Raw genomic sequence first — 23,521 nt, 5'->3', positions numbered from 1 at the left:
AGGTCTGGAAATGAGCATCGTACAAGTTACCTCAGATAATATCGCTCGGGAGCACATCTGCTGCGCCATGTCGGACAAGAAAGCCCAGCACGGCGTCAGCCTGAAGAAAGAGTGGCTGGCGTGCCGTTTTCAAGAAGGGCTTGTTTTTAAAAAGCTGGATGCCAAAGGAAAAGTGTTCATCGAATACTTGCCTGCCGAGAACGCTTGGGTGCCGATCGATGCGCCGGACTATACGTTCATCAACTGCTTCTGGGTGTCCGGAAGCTATAAGGGACAAGGATATGGAGCGCAGCTTTTACAGGAATGTATCCGGGATTCGGAAAGCAAAGCAGGCATTGTTGCGGTATCAAGCCATAAGAAGCGGCCTTACCTCTCGGAGAAGTCTTACTACGTGAAACACGGGTTCGAGGTATGCGATACCGCCCCTCCCTATTTCGAACTGCTCGTCAAGCGGTTCGATCCGGACGCCCCGCTTCCCCGGTTCAAGGAAAGCGCCAAGCAGCAGACCGTTGCGGACAGTGAAGGTCTGGTCGTGCTGTACACGGATCAATGCCCTTTTACCGATCATTATACCGGCGAAGAGCTCGATGCCATTGAACAGGCATACGGAATCCCGGTGAAGCGCGTGAAGCTCACGACCAAGGAGCAGGCGCAAAACGCCCCGTCCGCCTTCACGACATACAGCGCATTTTATAACGGACGGTTTGTCACGCACGAGATTTTGACGAAAGCCAAATTCGATAAGCTGTGGAACACGCTCGGGGAGACGCGGGGCTAGAAGGCGGGTACGGTTTTATCCGGGGCCGTCGCCCGCGGAAAACGGCCGATCCAAAACCGGATTTGGAAGCCGAGGGAGTGAGTTAACGTGAACATTATATTTTGCAGCGATCCTCTGGATCCGAAAACGGCGGATGCCGACTACGAGCTTGAGTACCGCACGGCCGCAGGACTAGGGCTCCCCGTCGAGCTGATCTCGCTCGAAGACTTGCTGGACGGACAGGCGGCCCGCGCCGTCCGACGGGTCCGGAAAGCGGACACGGCTGAGCCTGCGATTTACCGCGGATGGATGATGAAGCCTGCGCATTACGAGCAGCTGTACATGGCTCTGCGGCAAAAAAACATCCATCTGGTCAATACGCCGGAACAGTACGTGCTCTGCCATCATTTTCCCCATAGCTACAGCTTCATTCAAGAGCATACCCCCGAGAGCCGCTGGCTGGACATCGCTGCGGTCCACTCGGACATCAACCGCGTCCATGAAATGCTGGCTTCGTTCGGCAGCCGGCCGCTTCTTCTGAAGGATTACGTCAAATCGCGGAAGCATGAATGGGAGGAAGCCTGCTTTATTCCCGATGCGTCCGACCGGCGGCAGGTGGAGAAGGTGCTGCGGACCTTCATCGAGCGGCAGGGCGACGGGCTGAACGGCGGAATCGTGTTTCGAGAATATGTCGAGCTCGAAAAGCTGGGAGCGCATGAAAAAAGCGGCATGCCCCTATCGAAGGAATACCATCTTTTCTTCTACCGGCACCGGCTGATCGCGGCGCAAAATTATTGGGAGGAAGCCGCCTACGACGGGGAACGGCCGGATCTAAGCGTGTTTATTGCGATCGCGCAGCGGATTCGCAGCAGCTTCTTTACCATGGACATCGCAAAAACGACCGCGGGCGAATGGTTGATCATCGAGGTCGGCGACGGCCAAGTATCCGGTCTTCAGGATATGACGGATGCGGAGGCTTTTTACCGGTCGTTTCTGGACTGAGAGGTCAGATCAACGGCAGGGCGAAGTTCAAGACGAATAAAGCGGCGATCACGGTGAACACCGGGGAAATTTCCCGCCGTTTGCCCGCCGCGAGCTTCAGGATCGGGAAAGCAACGAAGCCGAGCCCCATGCCGTCCACGATGCTGGAGGTGAGCGGAATTCCGGCTACGATCAGAAAGGCAGGCAGCCATTCCGACAAATCGTCGAACGGAATATCTTTCACGCCTCGGAGCATCAATCCGCCGATCAGAATCAGCACCGGCGCAATGGCCGAATCGGGAATCAGCCGCATGACCGGACCGAGCGGCACCGCGCAGGCGAAGAGCGCTCCGGCCGTTACGGCCGTTAAGCCGGTCCGTCCGCCGGCAGAGATGCCTGCAGCGCTCTCTACCGCCGTGACCGTCGGACTCGTGCCCAGAACGCCGGAAGCGGCTACGGATACGGCTCCCGCCTGAAGGCTGCGGGCTGCCTTCTCCGGCTGCCCGATGAGCCGAAGCTGGGCGTCGATGAGCCCGATGTTCTCGAACAGCACGACAAGCGCAAACGAGAACACCGCGGTCCAGAATACGACGGACGGCAGCCCGGAGAACGACATCGCCCCGAACACAGAGCCGTAAGCCGCGAGCGATAATCCCGTCCCCACACCGTCCCAATCGAGCTGTCCGGTTATGGCCGCCAAGCCGGTACCGGCGGCGATCCCGATCAGCAGGTTTCCCGGGACGCCGCGGACGTACAAAGCCAAGGTCACGGCCAGCGTGGCAAGTGTCAGCAGCGTGTGCGCACTGCCGAAATCGCCGAGCGAAACGATCGACGAACTGCTTGGGACGACGATGCCCCCTTTTTGCAGTCCGATGAAAGCCAAAAATAAGCCGACGCCCGCACCGATCGCATGCTTGAGCGAGTCGGGGATCGTGGCGGCAAGCTGCTTCATCAGAGGCGTAAAGGCAAGCCCCGAGACGATCAAGCCGGATATGAAGACGGCCGCAAGCGCCTCCGGCCACGGCAGCCGCATTCCTTGGACGGCGGTGTACGAGAACAGCGCGTTAATGCCCATTCCCGGCACGATGACCAGCGGACTATTCGCCCAGAGACCGACGAGCAGCGACCCGAAACATGCCGCAAGCGCTGTCGCGATCACCCCCGCCTCGTACGGAATGCCTGCATCCGCCAGAATCGATGCGTTGACGGCCACAATATAAACAACTGTAACAAACGAAACGACGCCCGCGGTCATTTCCGTGCGAACGGTCGTACCGTGCTGTTGCAGAAGAAACCGTTTGGTTAGCATGCGGCACCCTCCCGAGCGACAACCCGCGCCCTCTATCATTAGTTCCACACCTAAAATGCCAAAGGATGATCACGGCAATGAAAACGTAAGGGCAACGACCAGCGAACCGTGGATTCCTGCCAAAGATACGGACGCTTTTCATGCGGCTTTTCATGCGGCTTTTCATGCGGCTTTTGACGCCTTGCCCCGCCAAGGACGACAGAAGCATAAGTTCAGCCTCCGCGTCTCTCTTTATGTGATCTGCTTTATTGTTAACCTGTTCGTAGTTATCTTATTACTAATTTCTGTGGGACAGTTGGCGAATTTGGCGATGCTCAGCTTGGCCCTTCTCTTTTTCGGGCGGATGATTTTGTAAAGATCTTTTTTGGGGGAGGCTGCGGGGATGATGGAGACCGACTACGATTTTAGAAGAAGAAAGATCAAGGCGCCGAATGAATAATTAAGCATCTTGATCATCCTTCTCCTATTGGCTGCCGGAGGATACTACCTGTACCTGATGATAACCGAGAACCCGGATGCCGCTAAGAATAAGGATGTTAAGACTACGCTGGTCCAATTTTATAATGAGTTTGTGAAGAGCCGCAATGTCGGCCCTGCGGCTAATTTATCGTAACGATGGGCAGCTCGTTGTCAATTACCGTTTTTATTACTGGGATATACAATCGTACCGGCGAGTCGTGCCAGGGGGCCATGTTTTATTATATTGAAGAGTGCAGGCAGATTGTACTGAAACAATGCCGCAGCTGCGGAAATGTTTACGATGCCGAAACAAACGAAAGGCTGCCGGTTCGTCATGCTTATGAGCTGGGAATCGCCCTTAGAAGCAATCTCTCGCACATAGTCGGACCCGATGGATGGATTTAAGCAACAAACTGGAACTTCTTGTTAAAACGAACCGTCTGTATTAGAAAGCCACTACTTTTATTTTTCGGGAGGTCACGTCATTGAATTATACTTCGTTTTATGTCGATCTGGCTCAGCAATTTGCGCAGCAGCAGCCGATCGCGCAGCAGGTTGGCGCATTGGCAGGCGGCTCTGTGGGACGCGGCGAAGCGGACCGGTTCAGTGACTTGGACTTAAATGTCTATACGTCGAACCAAGAACAGCCGCATTACAGCGCCAATGTGCTATTTCAGGAACACGTCATTCAGCTTCATGTTCACCCGCTGCCGCAGATGGAACAAATTATTGATTCCCCTTGGGATTTCCGCTTTCTGGAGGAGGCCCGGATCGTTTCAGACCCTTCGGGACTGCTGCAAGCTTTGATCGCCGATGCTTTGGCATATTTTCAATCGCCGCAAGGCCGGGAAAAGATGCTGTCGCAGGCCAAAGCCGCGATAACCGAACATCGGGCGTGGCTTCAGGAAAGTCTCGACACCCAAGAACGGATGACGGCCAGCTTCGCTGCCGATGCCGTTTGGGCGGATGCGGCACAAGCCTATGCTTACTTTGTCCATGGCGCGATGTCGACCGGAGGATTGCTGCCGATCATGAGACAGCTGGACCTGTACCCGGCCTATCGGGAGATTCGGTTCGGTGCAGACAGCATCGATCCCGATAAACTGCTCGCGTCGCTTCAGGCGTACCGCGCTTACTTGCGCGAGCGGAGCAGCGATGCGGATGCCTTTGCGCTGCAATCCGTTCAAGACGAGCTCGCGGCCCGCAAGGCGGCGCGTTATCGTGAAACGGGCGACCCGGATAATCTCGCTTGGCAGCTTTATGCCGAGGCCTTCTGGTGTTATCTGGCCCTCGCGGACGGCCAAACGTTCGAACAGCATGTCCGGCAGCTGCCGGAAGCGATTCAGACGCACCTTGTCACGCTCGGCTTCCGAACGTATTCGGAGGAGCAAATGCATACCTTGCTGAAACAAGCGGAGCAATTGATCGGTCTTTGCGAAGAAGGCCGGGTGCGCTAACGAACCTTATGAGGAGAAAAAAGAAAGGTGCTCGCAATCTATGGGCCGCCGCCGTATTCATCTTGTATACGTCCTGCATGCTGTACATGATGTTTGTCGGGTTCGGGCGATCCGTTCATGCGGACGAGCTCCGTTACAACCTGCATCCTTTTCGCACAATCGGCAATTATTTCATTTATTTTGACTCCTATGCATTTTCCATTGTGCTCATCAATCTCGGCGGCAACATCGGAATGTTCGTTCCTTACGGAATTTTGCTGCCGCTCTTGTTCCGCAGCTGCCGCACGTTTCTTGGCTTTTCGCTCGGCTTCATCGTTCCGCTGATCGTTGTCGAGCTTCTGCAGACGGTACTGCGTGTCGGTTCCGGCGATATCGACGACGTCATTCTTAACTACGCAGGCGCTTCTCTCGGGTATATGTTGTATAGGATTGTCTTTGGCAGGAGACGCCACAAAGGATCGTCCGGTATTTCCATGGTGTGAGAGGTATGTTAAAAAAATATGGAGGTCATCGCCATGAATGAACCGACACTGCAAAAAGCGATGGATACGCTGGAGTTTCTGAGCCAGAATGAAGAAGCCCGCCGATTGTATGAAATGCGGCAAAAAGCGCTGCACGACGAAGCGTCCATGATCGATGGAGCCAAAGAAGAAGGCAAGCGCGAAGGCAAGCTCGAAGGAAAACGGGAAAAAGAAATTGAAGTCGCCAAAAATTTGCTGGAAATGGGCATGGATGTGACCAAAATCGCCAAAGCGACGGGATTGCCCGAAAGCGAAGTCAAAAAACTAAAAGAGCAGCTTCACTAGTCGCCTTGCGAAAATTTCATCTGTCGTTCAGGAAAACACGTTCAAAAGGACGTGTTTTTTCCTGAAACCCCCGCTGTTGCAGCCCCGTTTAATCTTCATCCTCCGCATCCTCTTCCCTCTCGACTTCGAACGTTTCCATCCAATATTTCGCCCGAAACGCCACCATTTCGTTCGGCGAATCGACGAAAGGTGAGATGAACTCTTCTGCGCCCTCGTCGTTCCATACAATCGTTTCAAAATATTTCTCGATCACCGCATGGCACCAAGACGGATTCATCGGTTCTATACGTTGTTTCAGCCCCGGTATGGCTAACTCCGTAATCTCTTCAGGCATATATTCGATGGCGTCCAATGCCCAATAATGGGGAGCGTTGGCATCCTCTTCATCCAAGATTCGCAGCAAATAATCGATATAAGCGGGAGACGGATGGTTCAGCACCGACCCGATCCAATAGTGAGCATGCACCCATGCTTTCGTGACCAGATTTTCTGAAATGTAGGCAATGATTTCTTTCTGAACTTCCGCTGGATCCAATTCGCCCACTCGATCTATCAGCTCGTAAAGCAGCTTATGCGCCTCATTGTAATCTGCGGCATGCCCCATTTTATCTGTATAAATCTTGATAAGTGTTGCTAACCGACCCGCTTCCTCCATAAACTTCTCTCCATCTCTTGATCGTGTTGTACAAAAGAGTGCTCCCAAGCGTTCATGCTTGCCCAATCTGCGGATACTGGAACGGCCGCTCGACGGATAGCGGTGAGACAGCTTTCACGAACAGCCCTTTGCCAAGATCCATTATCCCTCAAACCAAGCTGGAAAGAAAAGGGGAAGTTTCGTTAAAAGGAAGCGATACCCGCTTGGCCTTCGCCACGGTTCATGGCCGTCTCCCCCGTGCGGGTCAGCTCCAGAATGCCGTACGGCTTCAGGACGTGCAGGAACGCGTTGTTTTTGTCCGTATCTCCGACGACCTGAACAACGACCGAGTTCGTACCGATGTCAATGACCGAGCATCGGAACGTCTCGACGATGCCGAAAATTTCCGGCCGGGTGGCGGGCTCCACACGCAGCTTCACCAGCATCAGCTCCCTTGAAACCATCGGATAGCGGCTGACATGGACGATGCCGATCACATCGATGAGCTTATCCAATTGGCGGCCGATTTGTTCCAGCGTCGTGTCGTTTCCCTTCAGCGTAACGACGACCCGGGACAGCCCTTCTTTTTCGGCGGTGCCGACGGAGATGCTGTCGATGTTGTAGCCTCGGCGCCCGAACAGCCCGCAAATACGCTGCAGCACCCCGGGGTGGTTGTTGACGAGGATGGAAATCGTGTGCTTTTGCATGTCCTACTCCGCCTCCAATATCATATCGCTCAGCGTCTGCCCTTGCGGAATCATCGGAAACACCAGCTCGTCCTTGGATACTTGAAAATCGATCAGCACAGGCCCCGGTGTATCCAGCGCTTCCTGCCACGCCCGTTCCGCCTCCCGTTTGTCGGATGCCCGCAGCCCTTTGACCCCGTACGCTTCGGCTAATTTGACGAAATCCGGGCTTCCGGACAGATCGATATGACTGTACCGGCCGTCGTAGATCAGCTCCTGCCACTGCTTGATCATGCCGAGCGTTCGATTGTTAATGACGACGATCTTGACCGGAATTTGATGGATAGCGCAAATCGCCAGCTCCTGTGCGCACATCTGCATGCCCCCGTCTCCGTTGACCGAAACGACCAACCGGCCGGGATACCCCACCTGCGCCCCGATGGCCGAAGGAAAGCCGAAGCCCATCGTACCCAAGCCGCCGGAGGTAAGCAGGGAGCGGGGATGTTTGAATTTGTAAAATTGCGCCGTCCACATCTGATGCTGCCCGACATCCGTCGTTACGATCGCTTCGCCGTCCGTCGTTCGCGAGATCATCTCCAGCACATACTGCGGCTTCAGCTCCGTCTCGGAATCGCGATAGGTCAACGGGTAGTCCGCTTTCCACCGCTTCACTTGCTCCAGCCAAGCTCCTTCCTTCGGCCGGATGCCCGAGGCCAAGGCGTTCGCAGCCTGCAGAACCTGCCGGGCGTCACCTGTGATGGGCAGCGCGGTCGGCACCAATTTGCCGATCTCCGCGGCGTCGATATCGATGTGCGCGATCGTGGCCTGAGGCGCGAAGCCGTCGAGACGCATGGTAACGCGGTCGTCGAACCGTGCGCCGACCGAGAGCAGGAAGTCGCAGTGCAGCAGCGCCTGATTCGCCGCATACGTCCCGTGCATGCCCGGCATGCCAAGCCACAGCTCCTGCCCACTTGGAAAAGCGCCCAGCCCGAGCAACGTCGTCGTTACCGGAACGTTCAGCCGGCCGGCGAACGCCGTCAGCTCCTCCGCCGCATCCGCCTGCACCGCCCCGCCTCCGGCGAGAATCAGCGGCCGCTCCGCCGCTTCGATCGCCCGCAGCAGCTCTTGCACCTCGCTTGCTTTGGCCTTCCGCACCGGACGGTATCCCCGCACGGACACCGTCTCCGGGTACCGGAAAGCCGTGATTGCCGCCGAAACATCCTTCGGAATGTCCACCAGTACGGGACCTTTGCGGCCCGTCCCGGCGATGTGGAACGCTTCCCGAAGGATGGGAGCCAGCTCCTCCACCTTGCGGACGAAATAGCTGTGCTTCGTAATCGGCTGGGTGATGCCGACGATGTCGGCTTCCTGGAAGGCGTCCGTGCCGATCAGCGAAGTTGCCACATTGCCGGTGATCACGACCAGCGGGATCGAATCCATATGCGCGGTCGCGATGCCCGTAACCAGATTGGTCGCTCCCGGCCCCGACGTCGCCAGGCAAACGCCGATTTTGCCGGTGGCACGGGCGTAGCCGTCGGCGGCATGAATAGCTCCCTGCTCGTGCCGGGTGAGGATATGGCGGAAATGCGGATTCCCGTGCATCGCGTCATAAATGTACAGCACTGCGCCCCCTGGGTAGCCGAATACGCACTCTACCCCTTCAAGCAGCAAAGTGCGGAGCAAAATCTCCGAGCCGCTGACCCGGTCCGGGGCAAGCAGCTTGGCGCGTAGCGCCTCCCGTTCGGCGAGATCCCCCCGTCCGCTGTAACATTCCGGGCCTTGCCCGGCTCCAAAGCCGCTCAAGCGGCACGCTTCCGTATCGAATGTGTTCATCGTCCTGCCTCCGTTTTATGAGATTACGGTTACTTTATCACGGGGTCGTAGAAGCAGGTACTACCCATTGGTTGACACTAATAGTATACTTTGTGATAAAAAACCGGCGGCAGGTGATGACTCGTTGGAGACGAAACGAACGGAACAAGCTTCTTCTTTTCAAACGATAGGGGAACGGCTGGAGCGCTGGCACGCGGACGATTTTGTCGGCAGGGCGTTCGAGCTTGGGGTGTTCGAGCAATACGTGACGCAGCTGGCAAGCCGTCAGGAACGGATCATTAACGTCTACGGCACCGGAGGGATGGGCAAAACGCAGCTGCTGGAGCGATTCCGGCGAAGCGCGGCGGACCATGGGGCTTGTTATTTGGGGATCGATATGCGGGATTATTTGAACAATCCGGCCGCCGTCTGCGGACACCTTCTGCATGAGCTGGGAGCACCGGTTAACCCGGAGGAGCCCGCACTGCTTGAGCAGTGCTTGGAGCACATCCGGCACAAGGCGGAGGAAACGCGCATCATCCTTGGCATCGATCACTACGAGGAGGCGGGCAGCCTCGACCGGTGGTTTCGCGAGACGTTCATTCCGAGGCTTCATTCGAATATTCTTCTCGTGATTGCAGGGCGGTTTCCATTAGCAGGGTCATGGCAGCTTTCTAGCGCCTGGCAGAAGCTGATCGTGCCGCTTCCGTTGTCCGAGCTCAGCTATGAAGAAACGCAAGCCTGGCTATTGCAAAATGGCATCACCGACGAGAAGCTTCAGGAAGCGGTTTGGATGCGGACGTTCGGGCACCCGCTCTCGCTATCGCTCTTCGGTCCGATTGCCCGCGCCGACAGCTCCCCCCTTCCAAAAGCGGGAGATCCGCTGGAAGACCTTCTCCGCCAGTGGCTGCGTGAAGCGCCAGACGACGAGCTTCGCAGGCTGATCCTGACCGCATCCGTCCCGCGGACGTTTAACCAGGAGCTGCTGTCGCTGCTGGAGGTGCGGGACGTGCCCTTTTCGCTGTTCGACCGGCTGATCCGTCTGTCGTTCGTACGGCGCTGCTCCGGCGGCTGGCAAATGCACGATTTGGTCCGCGAAACGATCCGGCTCACCTTCCGGGAGCGGATGCCGCAAACCTTCGAACAGTATGGCCAAAAACTGGTCGAAACGTATTATTCGCGGATTGTCCGCGCGATTCCCTTCAAGCAGGATGTGTCGTGGGAGATCGCCGAGATGATTCCTCACACGGACAATCCGGTGCTGCGGGCGCATTTTCGCCATGCCCCGGGATCGGGCAACTATCTAGAAACGATCGATGCGCACAACCTGAACGATGCCGAAAATTATATTGACCGGCGCAAACGGGAAGCCCGCAGCTGGAAAATCGCCTGCTCGGACCCGGAAACGGACACGTTGTTCCGCTTCACGATGACGGCGGAGCAGACGCTGTACCGGCTGACGGCGCTCGACCTGCCCCGCATGCTGCGGCTTGGCTGCGAGCTGCGCCTGCTCCGCAGTCCCGAGGGCCGCGTCGTCGGCTTGATGGCCTCTGTGCCGATTCACGAGCGGACGCTCGATTTTCTCGCGCAATCGCCGATTTCCGGCGCGTATTTCGCCAGCTTGCCGCCGGGCGAACGGGCACGGTACCGTACGCCGCCGGAGCAAGCGTCCGGCGCCTTTCTGCTTACAATCGATGTGGAAAATCTGGAAAAAGAAGAGCTGCGTTCGGACGTTATCCGCCTGCTTTTCGAATCCATGATGGCCGGCAAGGTGCTGCTCACCTCCCCGCCCCCGCTCGATTACTACGAGCTCGCTTACCGCAGCCTCGGCTTCGAGACAGTCCCCGGCGCGGAGCACCGCGGCTACGACGGCAGGACCCCCACACCCACGTACCGGGTGGATACGCGCAAGGAAAAGCTGGCCGCGTTTCTTGACCGACTGATCCGCAGTCCCAAGGAAGCCGCTCCGTCTCCGACAGGGCCGGCAGTTGGGGAAACCTTCGACTTCACGCCCCGGGAGCGCGAAGTCGCCGACCTGCTCGTACGCGGCGATACGAATGCGCAAATCGCAGCCGCCCTGTACATCAGCGAGGTCGCCGTGAAGAAGCACGTCAACGCGATGCTGCAAAAGACCGGGCTGAAGAACCGGACGCAATTGGCGGCGAAAATATGGGACAGCCGCAACGGGTAACCATTTTGCGCTGCCGGTCCTGCCTGCTACGGAAAGCCGGACGATTCGTCCAGCGAAACCCGCTACCGCTTCAGCGCTTCATGCAGCTCCCGGTATTCCTGCGGGGTGACCCCCTCCATTTCCTTGAATACGCGGCTGAAATGCTTCGTATTCTCGAACCCGGTCATCCCGCCGATCTCGTACACTTTGTGCCCTGTCGTGACAAGCAGCTCTTTGGCTTTATCAATGCGCAGCTTTTTCAAATAGCTCACGAAGCTTTCGCCTGTATATTCTTTAAAAGCTTGGCTGAAGTAGGAATAGTTCAACGACACGTGATTGGAAACGACGGCCATGTTCAAATCTTTATGGAAATTATCCTGCATATACTGCACAGCCTGCTTCATTTCCTTATGATCGATATGGAACGTCTTCATGCTGCGCACATAGTCATCCAGCCGATGCAGCAGCCCTTCCACGCTGTGGTAATAATCGTGAAAATAATAAAAATTCCAAAGATCTCCGACCTTCTTGAACAATCGGAGAATTTCGACCGATTCGCCCCCGTAAATATGAAACACTTTGTCAAAAATCAGCTCGTTGAACGCGCGGCTAACGCCTTCCAAGTACGCTATATCGTATCGCGCCACCGTCCGGATATCGAGCACTTCCATGAGCAGCGACGTCATTTCCTTCTCCCGGCCGGCTCCCAGCATATTGCCCAGCTTTCTGATCTTGTCCGCAGGGATCGCAAAGTCCCTGCTCTTCCCGGCGATGCACTCGTAGGAGACGACCCCCGGCGCGGATTGAAGAAACGTATACTTCAGCGCCTGCTCCGCTTCTTGGTAGGCCGCCCGCACGCGCGTCACGCCTTGGGTATAGCCGCTCAGCCCCATGCTGTAGGCGAAATAACCCGTCTCCGCGATGCGCCCGGCCAAAAACTGAAAAAGCTCGCGGCGCTGGGCGATCAGCACAAGCTGGTTCTCCTTATCCCATACGTGCGCACGCCGCTGTCCGGCCGACTCCGGAGCGTTTTCCAGCTCGGCTTGAATGCGCCCCAGCAATTCGGGCGGCCCCATCCCTTGGAGGGAACCGCGATATTGCAGCACCGCCAGCTGAAAGCCCTCCTCAAGCCACTCCAGACCGCATCCCTTCAACCGCTCCGGCAGCCCCGGCTCCTCCGGATGCGGATGGCGCAGCAAATAGCTTAGCTGACTTTCCTTGTAAGCTTCCTGCTGCCGTATCGAGCTTGTCAATTGTTCGTCGATGCGCTCCCTCTGCTTCAGCTCCTTCTCCAGCTTCAGCATCGTCCGGGCCAACTCGTCACGGACGATCGGCTTGAGCAAATATTCCGACACATCGCAGCGGATCGCTTCTTGAGCGTATGGAAAGTCATCGTGCCCGCTCAAAATAACGACGGCCGGCTTTCGCTCCAGCTCCTGAATCCGCTGAATCAGCGCAATTCCGTCCATCACCGGCATCCGGATGTCGGTAATCACGACGTCTATGGACGCCCGGTTCAAGAGTTCCAGCGCCTCTGCCCCATCTTCGGCAAAATCGAACGTATAGGCATCCGGGAACAGGCGGTCGATCATCGCTCTAAGACCGAGCCTGATATTTTTCTCGTCATCAACGATAAGCACTTTTCTCATCCGCAGACAACCCTCCCGATAAAATCAAATAGGGCAGCTTTATCGTCACCCGGGTGTAAGTTCTCTCCTCGCTGTCCACGGTCAGTCCGTACTCGCTGCCGTAATGCATGGCGATCCTTTGCATCACATTGCGCAGGCCGATCCCTCTGCCTTCCTGCTCCCCGGATGGCCCGCGTCCATAGTGAGCCTGGAATCGAACGTCGTCCATAACGAGCTTCTCGCGCAGCTCGGCAAGCTTCTCCCCTGTCATGCCAGCCCCGTTGTCCGTCACCTCAATGTACGTCGATTCGTCCCCTCTCCAAGCGCAAATCCGAATCGCCATCCCCTCCCGTCGCGTGCGTTCCGTCCGCATGCCGTGCTTCACCGCATTTTCCACAAGGGGCTGCAGCGACATCTTCAGCATCTCCTGCTCCCGGTATCCTTCGGGAATATCCAGCTGCAGGTCGAGCTTATCGTCATAGCGCATATTCATAATGGCGATGTAGTTGCGGATGTGCTGCAGTTCGTCCCGAAGCTGCACGTACTCGCTCGACCACTTCAGGCTGTAGCGCATCAGCGCCCCGAGAGAGGTCAAAGCGTCCGAGATGGTGTACTGCGCCTCCACTTCGGCCAGCATCTTCAGATTTTCCAGCGTATTGTAAAGGAAGTGGGCATCGATCTGGTTTTTAAGGGCATGCAGCTCCGCCTCCTTCGTCGCCGCTTGTTTATTCACCGCTTCCACGATCAGCTCGTTCATTTTCTTCATCATCTGCCGAAAATGATGCGCAAGCTCACCTACCTCGCCGCCCGCATCGATATCGATCTGCACGTTCAGATCTCCCCGGCGCACCTTTTTCATCGAATCGCGCAAAATGTGCAGCTTTTTCAAGATCAGCGACTGCAAAAAATAAGTGATCACGGACAACAGCGCGATGAGCACGACCGCTGCGGCGATGAAGAGATTGCGTGTATGCCGAATTTGCGTCACCTGATTTTCCAGAGATATGACATTGAGCAGATAGGCGTCCATCTGATCGATCGGCGTCGTCAGGCACAAATACGGCGTGTCCCCGACCGTGAACGTAAAGCTGGCCCCTTCCTCATGAGGACGCTCCGCCCAATCGCGCCGAAGCCGCTCCAAGTCGATGTCCTTGAAAAAAGCGCTGCCCTTATCGGTGAATATTCGTCCCGAACGGTCGATGACCAGCATGCGGGACTGATCGTCTTGAAGAGGGCTGAACACCTTTTGAAAGAACTTATCGATTTTCATGTCCACCTCAAGAATGCCGACATGCCTGTCGCTCGGGTAATCAATTTCTTTCAACAGCGAGACATAGGTCGACGCAGCCCGGTTGTCCGCCGTGGCCCGGTTCATGATGTCTTTTTCATCCTCTAGAATCTCCCACCGCAATTCGCCCCGCTGCTCCAGCACGCTCTTGTACCACGGCCTGTTGGAGATTCGGCTTTCATGGAAAATCATCGGCCAGATTTCCATCGTATTCGGATTGTCCGTAAACAGGCGGACATTCGTAATGTTCGGGTTATTAAACATGAGCCTTTGCAAATTGGAGAACGACTTCGTATTGAAATCGACGAGCTCGGGAACCTCCAGATCGTCCGGACTATGTATATAATTCATCAGCTCTTTGTCCGCCGTGTAGAACTGTGCCGTGCGCAGCATAATTTCCATATTGTTCAAAATATACGCTTTCTCGCTGGACAGCGCATATTGATTTTTCTTGAGCGTATCTTGAATCGTATTATGATAAAAGCCGTTGAATATATACCATGAAAACAAAATGATAGGAATCAAAATAATGAAAATATACGCCCCGATCAGCTTGAACTGTATCGAAATGCGGTCCGTCAGTCGAGCAAGCTTCATGTTCCGCATGTTTTTCATCTCCGTTATCAACGTGTCGTTCCCCTATTGTAATACGGAAAGTAGAAAAAAGCCCGGAGCCCCCGGAAGCCGGGCTCGCGGGCCGAACCGCTCGAATTACTTCGCAAATTGCGCAATCTTTTGGCTGTTGGCCTCGAATTCTTTTTGCTGGTACGCTCTTACCTTCTCCCATCCGGCAGCCAGCCGATCCTTCTGGAACTTGTCGAAGAGCTGATCGAATTCCGCATCGGACTTGGCAAGCAGCAGCTTCGGCAGCGCCTTGCCCCAGAGCTGGGCAATCTTCGTGTTGGCGATCCCTTCGACGGAGTTGCCCGTCGGCACGATGTTATCGTATTGCGAGAAGCTCTTCGTCTTGCCACGGGTCCATGCTTCCGGCTGCTTGATCGGCTCGACACTGGGCGGCGCCCACTTGAGGTTCATGTTCGTATCCATCAGCATCCAGAACGTAAAGGAGGAGCCGTACTTCTTGTCGAAAGCGGAACGGTCTTTGTTCATCAGGTCGAGCACTTCGGGCTTGAACTGGTCTTTTCCGTCAATGGTATCGTAGCTAACGCCCTTCTCGCCCAAGAACAGATCCTTATTCCCTTCTTCGCTGATCAGGTAACTAAGGAACTTGATCGCTCTCGCCTTGTCTTTCACATCCTTGGAGATCAGCGTCACCGTCCAGCCGGCAATTCCCGGACCGGCCAACGTCGGCGGGTCCTGCTTCGCGTTAGCAGGTCCGTCGATGGCAATGTAGGCCGTGTTCGGATCTTTTTGATACAGCGAAATGTTCTGATTGGCCATATCCGAGCGTTGAAACAGCATGGCGAAGTAACGGCCTTGGGCGATCTTCTCCTCCATCTGCGGACGCTTGTCGATGAAAATGTCTTTGGCCAGCAAGCCGAGTTCGTTCGCTTGACGGAACGTCTTCAGCCATTTCATGAATTCGGGGTCGGTGTACCGGTCGTAGAGCTTGCCGTCTTTTTCGTAAGGAATGGCCAGAAAGTTAGCCAGCATCGAGGAATTCTGGTTCGCATCGAACAGCGAGTAGTTGCCGGTATCTCCAAACTCGCTCAGCCCCAGCGGAATGAGCGGCTGGCCGTTCACGCTCGGGAATTTCTCTTTAGCCGCCTGCAGCGCCTTCAGAAAGCCTTCCGGCGTTCTCATATCCGGCTGGCCGAGAGCTTCGTACATATCTTTGCGGACCATAAAGGTCTGGTTGGAAACGAAATTCTCCCCGTATTTCTTGTAATCCTGCGGGGAGGAGGACGCGTTCGGATACCCGTAGAAATGTCCGTCCTTCTGCGTGTACCAAGTGGTCTTGGCCGGGTCCGTCACTTTGAAGAAGTACGGGTCGTATTGCTTCGCCAATTCGTCCAGAGGCAGAACCATATTACCTTCGATCATTTTCTTGACCGCGTCTTCATACCACCCCAGCGTAATGAAATCGGGCAGCTTGCCGGAAGCGATCATCGTATTGAGCTTTTCGTTTTCGTTGCCGGCCGGAACAATAAAGTTGATGTTCACGCCCGTTTTCTTCGTGACGTATTGGGAGGTCGGATCGACGCCCCACTTGTTCGGAAACCAGGAGAAGTTCAAATACCAGTCGAACGTAATCGGCTTCGTGTCGGACTTCCAGCCCGGCTCGTCGGGATTTCCGGCCGGAGCCGCCGTGTCCGTGGAAGCGGTTTTCGCCTCTTTAGCCGGTTCGTTGCCGCGATCTGCGGAACAGGCGCTCACGGATACGGCCGTGACCAAGGCAAGCAGCATAGCGAGCGTTTTGCGCGGTTTATTCATACCCATCTGTGTTTTCCCCTTTTCTGTATTCAAAGTTATATGGAATCAGCCCTTGATCGAGCCGATCATGAAGCCTTTCACAAAATATTTCTGCAAAAACGGATACACGATCACAATCGGCAAGGACGTAATGACCATCGTCGCCAGCTTGATCGACTGGGAGGACACGGACTTCGCGATCGTGCCGGAGGTGGCGGCCATCATCTGATTGGAGCTGGACTGGGCCACGACTCTGTACAGATACGTCTGGATCGGTTGAAGCTCGCTTTTATTGATGTAGATCATTCCCGTAAAATAATCGTTCCACTGGTACACCCCGTGGAAAAGCGCAATCGTCGCAACGACGGGCATCGAAACCGGGAGAATGATTGAGCGGAAAATTTTGAAATCGTTAGCGCCGTCCAGCTTCGCCGCCTCCTCCAGCCCATCGGGAATCTCCCGGAAGAACGCCTGGAAAACGATCAGATCAAAGAAACTGAACATCGCCGGAATAATGTACACCCAGAAGCTGTCGAGCAGCCCCAGATCGCGAATGAGCAAGTACGAGGGAATGAGCCCGCCGCTAAAAAACAATGTGACTGTACCCAGCATCATATAGGCCCGGCGTCCGATCAGTTCTTTGCGCGAGAGCGCATAAGCCACCATAGCGGTAAACAGCACGTGAACAACCGTCCCGACGACCGTCTTGGCGACGGTCACGCCCATCGCCAGCATGATGCCGTCGTTGGCGAATACGGCCAGATAGCTGTCGAAGCTGAACAGGCGGGGCCACCAATAAATGCCGCCACGCATCGCGTCGTTGCCGTCGTTCAGGGAATTCACGAGCACATACCAGATCGGGTACAGCGTGACGAAGCAGATCGCGAGCATGAAGACATCGTTCAGCCGGTCGAATATAACCTCCCGCAGCGTTCTGCGGTTCATGGAAACCATCCTGCGATCCTCTCCTTTCCTAGAATAAGGACGTGTTGTTCAATCGCTTCGTGATGTAGTTCGCCGAGAGCAGGAGAGCGAGCGAAATGAACGATTTGAGCAAGCCTACGGCCGTTGCATAGGAGAAGCGGCTTTGCTTCAGCCCGACTTGATACACGTACACGTCGACGACGTTGCTTGCGCTCTCGTTCAACTGGTTTTTGAGCACGAGAATCTGGTCGAAGTTCGAATTCAAAATGCCGCTGACGGCAAGAACGAACAGGATGGTAATCGTGCCTTTGATCGCCGGGAGTGTCACGTAAATCATTTTCTGGAACCGGCCTGCGCCGTCGATCGTCGCCGCTTCGTACATTTCCGGAGAAACGCCGGAGATGGCGGCTAAATAAATGATAGCGGACCAGCCCAGCTCCTTCCATATGTCCGAGGTGACGATAATGGTCCAGAAATACCCGGGCTCGGCCAAATAGCTGATCGGTTCCTCGATCAGGTTCATCGTCAGGAGCAGCCGGTTGACGATCCCGACGTCGGCCAGCCAGGTCGCCAGGATACCTCCCAGAATGACCCAGGACAGAAAATGGGGCAAATACGAGATCGTTTGCACCGCCTTCTTGTAGCGTACGGAGCGCAGCTCGTTCAGGAAGAGCGCGAAGACGATCGGCAGCGGGAATCCGAAGAGCAGCTTGAGCACGCTCATCCCGATCGTATTTTTGACCACATCGGCCAAGCTGTCGTCTTCCAGAAACGCTTTGAAATGCTCCAGTCCCACCCAGGGCGCTGCGGAAATCGGCGCCGTGATATTGAAATCCTTGAAGGCAATGACAATGCCGTACATGGGGACATAGTGGAAAACGACGATCCATAGGACGCCAAGCAGCGCCATGACTTGCAGATGACGCTGTCCGTAGAGCCTGCGAAGCAGCTTGGACGCTGAACGGCTCAGGGCTGCCGGCTCCTGCTGCCGAATCGGCGTATCTGTGTTAGAGCTCAAATCTACTGCACCTCCGGCTCGCACGTTCGTAATGTAAGCATTTTCATCTCTTTCATTGTAGAGGGCCGCCGCTTCCGGCGTAAGGAGGAAAATTTCAGCTGGGGTTGCTTTTTTTCGGGTTTTGTTCATCTTGGGACAAGCAAGTCAAATTCTTCATAATTTCTTAACGTAATCATTCATTCCCCTTTACACAACTTGCCTATAATCGAGTTGTCCAATTCTAGTGGAGGTGCTTATTTATAATGAAAAAGGCTTTTAAAGTCTTAACCAGCCTCGCGGTCACCGGCAGCCTGCTCGCAACCGGCACGGGATTCGTTACCGAGCCTGTACCTTCGGCTTATGCGGCGGAAACCGCGCAAGCTCCATCCGTCTACATTGCACCTATCGACCGAGCGAAATTTTTAGCCGGAAGCCTCTTCGACTTCCGTGTGGAATTAAATCACCTGACGGCGATGCCGTCGTCCGTCAGCATTACGGTGAACGGCAAGGAGGCCGAGCAATTTTTCGGCAAGCCTTTTGTCAAAACCAACACGGACAAAAGCCAGGAGTTCACGATCCGGGATGTCAAAATCAATGAGCCCGGCACCTATGAAGTTGCCGTCAAAGCCGACAACGGCTTGGCGAAAACCGTGAAATACGAAGTCGTGCTGGCCGACCAAGGCGGCAAAAAAGCGAAAAACGTCATCCTGTTCGTCGGCGACGGCATGGCTTTCCCGGATGTGACGATGTCCCGCATCATGTCCAAGGGGATCACCGAGGGCAAATACAACGGCTTGCTCGAAATGGATAAATTCGATCAGCGCGCGGTCGTGACGACCTCCGGCATGGATGCACTGGTGACGGACTCCGCCAACAGCGCCAGCGCGTACAATACCGGCCACAAGTCCGCGGTCAACGGCCTGGGCATTTACCCGGACAATACGGAAAGCTCGCTCGACGATCCGAAGGTCGAGACGTTGGCGGAAATGCTGAAGCGCACCCGCGGCATGTCGGTCGGCGTCGTCTCGACGTCCGAGATCGAAGATGCGACGCCTGCCGCTGTCGTCTCCCATACGCGCCGCCGTTCGGACAAGGCAGATATCGCCGAAATGCTGTACAAGCTGCAGCCGGAAGTGATTTTGGGCGGCGGATCGGCTTATTTCCTCCCGAAATCGACGCCGGGCTCCAAACGGAAGGACGAGAAAAACCTGTTCGATATGTTCCAGCAAAAAGGCTACACGATCGCGGAGAACGCCACCCAGCTGAAAGCGGCAAATGCGCCGGACAAGCTGCTCGGCCTGTTCCATACGTCGGACATGAGCGTATACTACGACCGCTCGACGAACAACAAAGCGGAGCTGAAGTCGTTCACGGATCAGCCGAACCTGTGGGACATGACGCAAAAAGCGCTCGATACGCTCAGCAAAAACGACAAGGGCTTCTTCCTGATGGTTGAAGGTGCAAGCATCGATAAGCAGCTTCACCCGCTGGATTGGGAGCGGGCGGCTTACGATACGATCGAGATGGATAAAGCGATCGGCGTAGCCAAGCGCTTCGCCGAGCAGAACGGCGAGACGATGATCGTCGTCACGGCGGATCACTCGCACTCCGTCAGCGTCGCGGGCACGTATTGGGAAGGCGACGGCAAGTCCGGTCGCGAAGCATTCCGCACGTATGAGGATTCCAAATTCCCGACGTATGTCGACGGCAACGGCGACGGCTTCCCGGACCATCCGGACGTAGACCGCAAGCTGGCTGTCGTATTCGGGTCCTACCCGGATTACTACGAAGATTACAAATTCGATCCGGTGCCGACTTCCCCGTCGGTGAAAAACAAAGAAGGACGCTATGTCGCCAACCCGGCGAAGCTGGCCAATCCCGACGATCCGAACCGCGACCGTTTCCTGCGGCAAGGCACCGTTAACCCGACGACGGAAAGCGTAGGCGTGCATACGGCCGATGATGTGCCGCTGATGGCCTACGGCCCAGGGTCGCAATATTTCAAAGGCACGATGGATAACACCGATGTGTTCTTCGGCATGGCTAACGCGCTTGGCCTGAACGTATCCGATGCGAAATCGGACGGCAAAAACTGGGTTCCGCTGGCCAACTTCGTCAACATGATGGGCGGTACGGTGAAGTTCAACGCGTCGACAAGAGAAATTACGATCCAAGTTAACGACAGCACGGTTGTTTTGAATCTGAACAGCGGCAAAGCGACCAAAAACGGCAAGGATGTTACATTGGAGCATAAATTCGAGAACGGCACGACGTTCGTGTCCGGCAGCTCGATCCTGGAAGTGCTCGCGAAGTAAGCAAGGCGTGTGAGAGATCAAACGATATACGGAAATTACGGAGTGAATGGAGGCGTTACCCATGCGGCTTGAACCAAGAGGCATGACCGCCTTAACCGTCGGCCTGATCGCCGTTACGCTCCTCGTTCCCGGCTGCAATCAACCGGTTCCCCTGTCTTCCGGGGGGCCGGTTGATTCTTCCGTTTCGGCGGAAACGTCCGCCCCGGCGGCGGAGACTTCGGCTGCCGGAGTGCAGCCGAAGCAGGCAGGCGCAGGAGCGGAGGCCGCCGGCGCGGGAGAGGCCGGCAAAGCCGCTCAGCCAGCGGCGACGGCGGATGCAGGGCAAGCGGGCGGCGGGCAGAACGCGGCTGCCGGAGCCCCGCAGGCAAGCACGAGCGCAGGCGCAGTGGGCAGTGCAGCGGCAGTGGCTACCGTGCCCGCAGGCACGGCCCCAGCGGGCGATGCAGCCAAGGGAAGCGCAGCGGCTCCCGGCGGCCTCCTTCCGGCAGCCGCGGCCGCCAAGGGCGCATCCGCGGCTGCCGGAAGGAAGCCGCCGCAAGAGAAGCCGCCTGCCGCCGAACAGGCGGCGGCCAAGCAAGCTAAGCCCGAGACGACGAAAAATATCGTGAAGGAAGCGGGCAAAACGCCTGTTTTGACGTTCGAGGACCTGTATTCCGAGATGACGGTGCGCGGCGTGAAGCTATCGGATCAAGTGAATCAGTTTGCTGGAAAAAAAGTGGAAATGACCGGTTTCATGGCCCCGCCGTTGACCGCCAAAGTCAACTTTTTCGTGCTGACCAAAGTCGCGCTCACCGTCTGCCCGTTCTGCTCGACCGATGCGGACTGGCCGGCGGATATCGTCGTCGTCTTTATGCCCAAGGGCAAGGACGTGACGCCGACGGAGCATCAGGTCAAAGTGACGGGCACGCTCAGCGTCGGCTCGCAGACGGACGAAGAGACTGGCTTCGTCAGCCTGATCCGCATCAACGCGGACAACGTGGAGGTGCTGAAGTAATGCTGCATGTCGAGAACTTGACCAAGTCGTATCCCCTTCCGGGCAAGCGGCAGGTGCACGTGCTGAACATCGCCTATTTTGCCATGAACGCAGGCGAACGGGTGGCCTTGGTCGGACCGAGCGGCTCGGGCAAAAGCACCCTGCTTCAGCTCATCGCCGGCATCCTGCGACCTACAAGCGGCACCATCCGCCTGCTGGACCGGCAGCTCGAACGGCTGAGCGAAGCGGAGCTGGACCGTTTCCGCGCGCAGCATATCGGCTACGTGTTCCAGAGCTTCAACCTGCTGCCGGGCTTTACCGCGCTGGAGAACGTGTTGGCGGCCATGCAGTTCGGTAAAACCATCCCGGCCAAGGCGCAAAAGCAGCGCGCCGGCGAGCTGCTGGCGCAGGTCGGCCTTGAGCACCGACTTCACCACAAGCCGGGCCAGCTCAGCGGCGGCGAGCAGCAGCGCGTCTCCATCGCGCGGGCGCTGGCGAACCGCCCGGCCCTTGTGCTGGCGGACGAGCCCACGGCCAGTCTGGACCACGCCAATGCGGAGCAGGTGTTTTCGCTGCTGGCCGAAGCCTGTGAACAGAACGGGACGGCCCTGCTGCTCTGCACCCACGACCCGGAGCTGGCCGGCAGATTGGACCGCGTCGTGAGCCTTCGGGAGCTTTCCATTTACGATACCAGAGAGGTCGGGTAATTCATGTCTTTGCTGCACATGGCTTGGCGCAACCTCATGAACCGGCGGGTCCAAACGCTCATCACCGTCATCGTCGTAAGCATCGGCGTCGCGATGACACTCAGCATCATGATGCTCTCCGCAGGCATCAAGCAGGGCATCGTCAAAGCGAGCGAGCCGTTCGGCATGATCGTCGGCTCCAAGGGCAGCGCCAACCAGCTTGTGTTCAACACGATCTTTTTGATGGACAATCCTTTGGCGAATATTTCGCTGGAGTATTACCGTTCGCTCGAAAACGATCCCCGGGTCACGCAGGCCGTTCCGTTTGCGCTCGGCGACAATTATAAAGGGTTCCGGCTCGTCGGCACGACCCCTTCCTTCTTCATGCTGAAAGGGAAGCCCAGCGACCTGCCTTATTTCCGGCTCGCGGCCGGGCGGCTGTTCGACAAGCCGTTCGAAGCGGTGCTTGGCGCCAAGGTCGCCAAGGAAACCGGGCTAAAGGTCGGGGACCGGCTCATTTCCGGTCACGGCGTGGCCAAATCTTTGCAGCACGACGAAGGCCACAAGGACCATCCTTACACGGTCGTCGGCATCCTGCACAGCGTATCGGCCCCTTCGGATCAAGGGATTTACGTTAGCATGGACAGCTACTGGATCAGCCATGAGCATGCGGGAGAGCAAAAGCACGAGGAAGACGAGCATGGTGTAACCGCCGCCTTGGTGAAGCCGCGAAGCTACGTGGATCTGATGAAGATGTATCAGGAGATCAACCAGGGCAAAGAGGCGCAGGCGGTGTTCCCTGGACAAGTCATCGCCAAAATCTTCGATATGATGGGCAGCGGCGAACAATTTTTGACATATATCAGCTACGTCGTTCTGGGCATGGCCGGGCTGACCGTCGTTCTGGCCCTGTACGGGTCCACCGTGGAACGGAGACGGACCGTCGCCATCCTGCGCGCTATCGGCGCAAGCCGCAGCGCTGTCGTCACGATCGTGCTGCTCGAATCCGTGCTGGTGGTCGTCTTCGGCTGCGTGCTCGGCACGGCGCTCGGCGGCGGACTCACCTGGCTGTTGTCGGACTACATCGGCTCGCAAATATCCGTGACCGTCGCGATCGCGTACAGTTGGGACGCAGCTGCCGTTATCGGAGGCGTTGCGCTGCTGGGCATGATCGCGGGCATTCTCCCCGCCGTCAGCGCCTACCGGACGGAAACAGCCCGTTATTTGCACACGGCATAATCAAGCTCATTAAAACGACCATCGCCC

The 23,521-nt window shown here is 56.5% G+C and carries 20 protein-coding genes; 11 read left to right on the top strand and 9 right to left on the bottom strand.

The features are described from left to right. The first annotated feature begins 10 nt into the window (after positions 1-10). The gene (locus QJ48_RS15290) at positions 11-778 is read left to right on the top strand and encodes a GNAT family N-acetyltransferase (RefSeq protein WP_054974425.1); all 768 of its coding nucleotides are present in this window, start codon (positions 11-13) and stop codon (positions 776-778) included. Positions 779-865: 87 nt separating this feature from the next. Then, a complete protein-coding gene (locus QJ48_RS15285; RefSeq protein WP_054974424.1) occupies positions 866-1,759 on the top strand; it encodes an ATP-grasp domain-containing protein in 894 nt (297 codons plus the stop codon). Between the two features lie 4 nt (positions 1,760-1,763). Here the strand turns inward: QJ48_RS15285 and QJ48_RS15280 are convergent, their stop codons facing one another. Continuing rightward, the gene (locus tag QJ48_RS15280; RefSeq protein ID WP_054974423.1) at positions 1,764-3,047 is read right to left on the bottom strand and encodes an NCS2 family permease; all 1,284 of its coding nucleotides are present in this window, start codon (positions 3,045-3,047) and stop codon (positions 1,764-1,766) included. Between QJ48_RS15280 and QJ48_RS15275 the strand changes: the two genes are divergently transcribed. The 4 genes from QJ48_RS15275 to QJ48_RS15260 all read left to right on the top strand — a co-directional run bounded on the left by QJ48_RS15275 (position 3,037) and on the right by QJ48_RS15260 (position 5,769). Beyond that, on the top strand, positions 3,037-3,402 hold the full coding sequence (locus QJ48_RS15275; protein ID WP_157261639.1) for a hypothetical protein: 366 nt from the start codon (positions 3,037-3,039) through the stop codon (positions 3,400-3,402). The two genes, QJ48_RS15280 and QJ48_RS15275, sit on opposite strands and share 11 nt — an antisense overlap. 589 nt (positions 3,403-3,991) lie before the next feature. Continuing rightward, positions 3,992-4,963, top strand: a complete 972-nt coding sequence (locus tag QJ48_RS15270; protein ID WP_054974421.1) for a hypothetical protein — start codon at positions 3,992-3,994, stop codon at positions 4,961-4,963. A gap of 8 nt (positions 4,964-4,971) precedes the next feature. Beyond that, positions 4,972-5,445 carry a VanZ family protein gene (locus QJ48_RS15265; RefSeq protein WP_054974420.1) on the top strand — a complete coding sequence of 158 codons (474 nt, stop codon included), beginning with the start codon at positions 4,972-4,974 and terminating at the stop codon, positions 5,443-5,445. 33 nt (positions 5,446-5,478) lie between these two features. Then, positions 5,479-5,769 (top strand): Rpn family recombination-promoting nuclease/putative transposase, encoded by a 291-nt coding sequence (locus QJ48_RS15260; RefSeq protein WP_054974419.1) that lies wholly within the window; start codon positions 5,479-5,481, stop codon positions 5,767-5,769. An 88-nt stretch (positions 5,770-5,857) separates the two neighbouring features. On the opposite strand, the gene QJ48_RS15255 is transcribed toward QJ48_RS15260, so the two are convergent. From QJ48_RS15255 to ilvB, 3 genes are all read right to left on the bottom strand, one after another. Further along, positions 5,858-6,424 carry a hypothetical protein gene (locus QJ48_RS15255; protein ID WP_054974418.1) on the bottom strand — a complete coding sequence of 189 codons (567 nt, stop codon included), beginning with the start codon at positions 6,422-6,424 and terminating at the stop codon, positions 5,858-5,860. 182 nt (positions 6,425-6,606) lie between these two features. Next, entirely contained in the window at positions 6,607-7,110 is a 504-nt protein-coding gene (gene ilvN, locus QJ48_RS15250; protein WP_054974417.1) for an acetolactate synthase small subunit, read from the bottom strand. 3 nt (positions 7,111-7,113) lie between these two features. Then, positions 7,114-8,922: a biosynthetic-type acetolactate synthase large subunit gene (gene ilvB, locus QJ48_RS15245; RefSeq protein WP_202813837.1), complete on the bottom strand. Its 1,809-nt coding sequence runs from the start codon at positions 8,920-8,922 to the stop codon at positions 7,114-7,116. Between the two features lie 124 nt (positions 8,923-9,046). Between ilvB and QJ48_RS15240 the strand changes: the two genes are divergently transcribed. Next, the gene (locus tag QJ48_RS15240) at positions 9,047-11,092 is read left to right on the top strand and encodes a LuxR C-terminal-related transcriptional regulator (protein ID WP_054974416.1); all 2,046 of its coding nucleotides are present in this window, start codon (positions 9,047-9,049) and stop codon (positions 11,090-11,092) included. A gap of 62 nt (positions 11,093-11,154) precedes the next feature. Here QJ48_RS15240 and QJ48_RS15235 read toward each other — a convergent pair whose 3' ends face one another. The 5 genes from QJ48_RS15235 to QJ48_RS15215 form a co-directional block, all read right to left on the bottom strand. Further along, the gene (locus tag QJ48_RS15235) at positions 11,155-12,720 is read right to left on the bottom strand and encodes a response regulator (protein WP_054974415.1); all 1,566 of its coding nucleotides are present in this window, start codon (positions 12,718-12,720) and stop codon (positions 11,155-11,157) included. After that, the gene (locus QJ48_RS15230) at positions 12,698-14,593 is read right to left on the bottom strand and encodes a sensor histidine kinase (RefSeq protein ID WP_237762923.1); all 1,896 of its coding nucleotides are present in this window, start codon (positions 14,591-14,593) and stop codon (positions 12,698-12,700) included. Before QJ48_RS15230 ends, QJ48_RS15235 begins: the two co-directional genes overlap by 23 nt. Positions 14,594-14,698: 105 nt before the next feature. After that, positions 14,699-16,381: an extracellular solute-binding protein gene (locus QJ48_RS15225; protein ID WP_054974441.1), complete on the bottom strand. Its 1,683-nt coding sequence runs from the start codon at positions 16,379-16,381 to the stop codon at positions 14,699-14,701. Positions 16,382-16,426: 45 nt separating this feature from the next. After that, complete coding sequence (locus tag QJ48_RS15220) at positions 16,427-17,314, bottom strand: carbohydrate ABC transporter permease (protein WP_054974414.1); 888 nt, start codon at positions 17,312-17,314, stop codon at positions 16,427-16,429. Positions 17,315-17,333: 19 nt separating this feature from the next. Next, positions 17,334-18,254 (bottom strand): sugar ABC transporter permease, encoded by a 921-nt coding sequence (locus tag QJ48_RS15215; RefSeq protein ID WP_237762924.1) that lies wholly within the window; start codon positions 18,252-18,254, stop codon positions 17,334-17,336. Positions 18,255-18,544: 290 nt separating this feature from the next. On the opposite strand from QJ48_RS15215, the gene QJ48_RS15210 reads away from it, so the two are divergent. The 4 genes from QJ48_RS15210 (at position 18,545) to QJ48_RS15195 (ending at position 23,494) form a co-directional block, all read left to right on the top strand. Continuing rightward, the gene (locus QJ48_RS15210) at positions 18,545-20,596 is read left to right on the top strand and encodes an alkaline phosphatase (protein ID WP_054974413.1); all 2,052 of its coding nucleotides are present in this window, start codon (positions 18,545-18,547) and stop codon (positions 20,594-20,596) included. Between the two features lie 61 nt (positions 20,597-20,657). Further along, complete coding sequence (locus QJ48_RS38330; protein WP_202813836.1) at positions 20,658-21,590, top strand: hypothetical protein; 933 nt, start codon at positions 20,658-20,660, stop codon at positions 21,588-21,590. Beyond that, a complete protein-coding gene (locus tag QJ48_RS15200) occupies positions 21,590-22,276 on the top strand; it encodes an ABC transporter ATP-binding protein (protein WP_054974412.1) in 687 nt (228 codons plus the stop codon). The genes QJ48_RS38330 and QJ48_RS15200 overlap by 1 nt, the downstream gene beginning before the upstream one ends. Before the next feature lie 3 nt (positions 22,277-22,279). After that, a complete protein-coding gene (locus QJ48_RS15195; protein ID WP_054974411.1) occupies positions 22,280-23,494 on the top strand; it encodes an ABC transporter permease in 1,215 nt (404 codons plus the stop codon). Positions 23,495-23,521 lie beyond the last annotated feature (27 nt).

The organism is Paenibacillus sp. A3 (assembly GCF_001399685.1).
Classification (GTDB): Bacteria; Bacillota; Bacilli; order Paenibacillales; family NBRC-103111; genus Paenibacillus_G.
Note: the sequence above shows the minus strand (reverse complement) of the source record. Positions and strands in the feature narration are given on the sequence as shown.

What these genes read in the sequence shown, in the direction of transcription:
- QJ48_RS15230 (WP_237762923.1), bottom strand. Translation starts at nt 14,593, where the DNA reads ATGCGGAACATGAAGCTTGCTCGACTGACGGACCGCATTTCGATACAG.
- QJ48_RS15235 (WP_054974415.1), bottom strand. Translation starts at nt 12,720, where the DNA reads ATGAGAAAAGTGCTTATCGTTGATGACGAGAAAAATATCAGGCTCGGT.
- QJ48_RS15255 (WP_054974418.1), bottom strand. Translation starts at nt 6,424, where the DNA reads ATGGAGGAAGCGGGTCGGTTAGCAACACTTATCAAGATTTATACAGAT.
- QJ48_RS15210 (WP_054974413.1), top strand. Translation starts at nt 18,545, where the DNA reads ATGAAAAAGGCTTTTAAAGTCTTAACCAGCCTCGCGGTCACCGGCAGC.
- QJ48_RS15195 (WP_054974411.1), top strand. Translation starts at nt 22,280, where the DNA reads ATGTCTTTGCTGCACATGGCTTGGCGCAACCTCATGAACCGGCGGGTC.
- QJ48_RS15290 (WP_054974425.1), top strand. Translation starts at nt 11, where the DNA reads ATGAGCATCGTACAAGTTACCTCAGATAATATCGCTCGGGAGCACATC.
- QJ48_RS15220 (WP_054974414.1), bottom strand. Translation starts at nt 17,314, where the DNA reads ATGGTTTCCATGAACCGCAGAACGCTGCGGGAGGTTATATTCGACCGG.
- QJ48_RS15265 (WP_054974420.1), top strand. Translation starts at nt 4,972, where the DNA reads ATGAGGAGAAAAAAGAAAGGTGCTCGCAATCTATGGGCCGCCGCCGTA.
- QJ48_RS15225 (WP_054974441.1), bottom strand. Translation starts at nt 16,381, where the DNA reads ATGAATAAACCGCGCAAAACGCTCGCTATGCTGCTTGCCTTGGTCACG.
- QJ48_RS15260 (WP_054974419.1), top strand. Translation starts at nt 5,479, where the DNA reads ATGAATGAACCGACACTGCAAAAAGCGATGGATACGCTGGAGTTTCTG.
- ilvN (WP_054974417.1), bottom strand. Translation starts at nt 7,110, where the DNA reads ATGCAAAAGCACACGATTTCCATCCTCGTCAACAACCACCCCGGGGTG.
- QJ48_RS15200 (WP_054974412.1), top strand. Translation starts at nt 21,590, where the DNA reads ATGCTGCATGTCGAGAACTTGACCAAGTCGTATCCCCTTCCGGGCAAG.
- QJ48_RS38330 (WP_202813836.1), top strand. Translation starts at nt 20,658, where the DNA reads ATGCGGCTTGAACCAAGAGGCATGACCGCCTTAACCGTCGGCCTGATC.
- ilvB (WP_202813837.1), bottom strand. Translation starts at nt 8,922, where the DNA reads ATGAACACATTCGATACGGAAGCGTGCCGCTTGAGCGGCTTTGGAGCC.
- QJ48_RS15280 (WP_054974423.1), bottom strand. Translation starts at nt 3,047, where the DNA reads ATGCTAACCAAACGGTTTCTTCTGCAACAGCACGGTACGACCGTTCGC.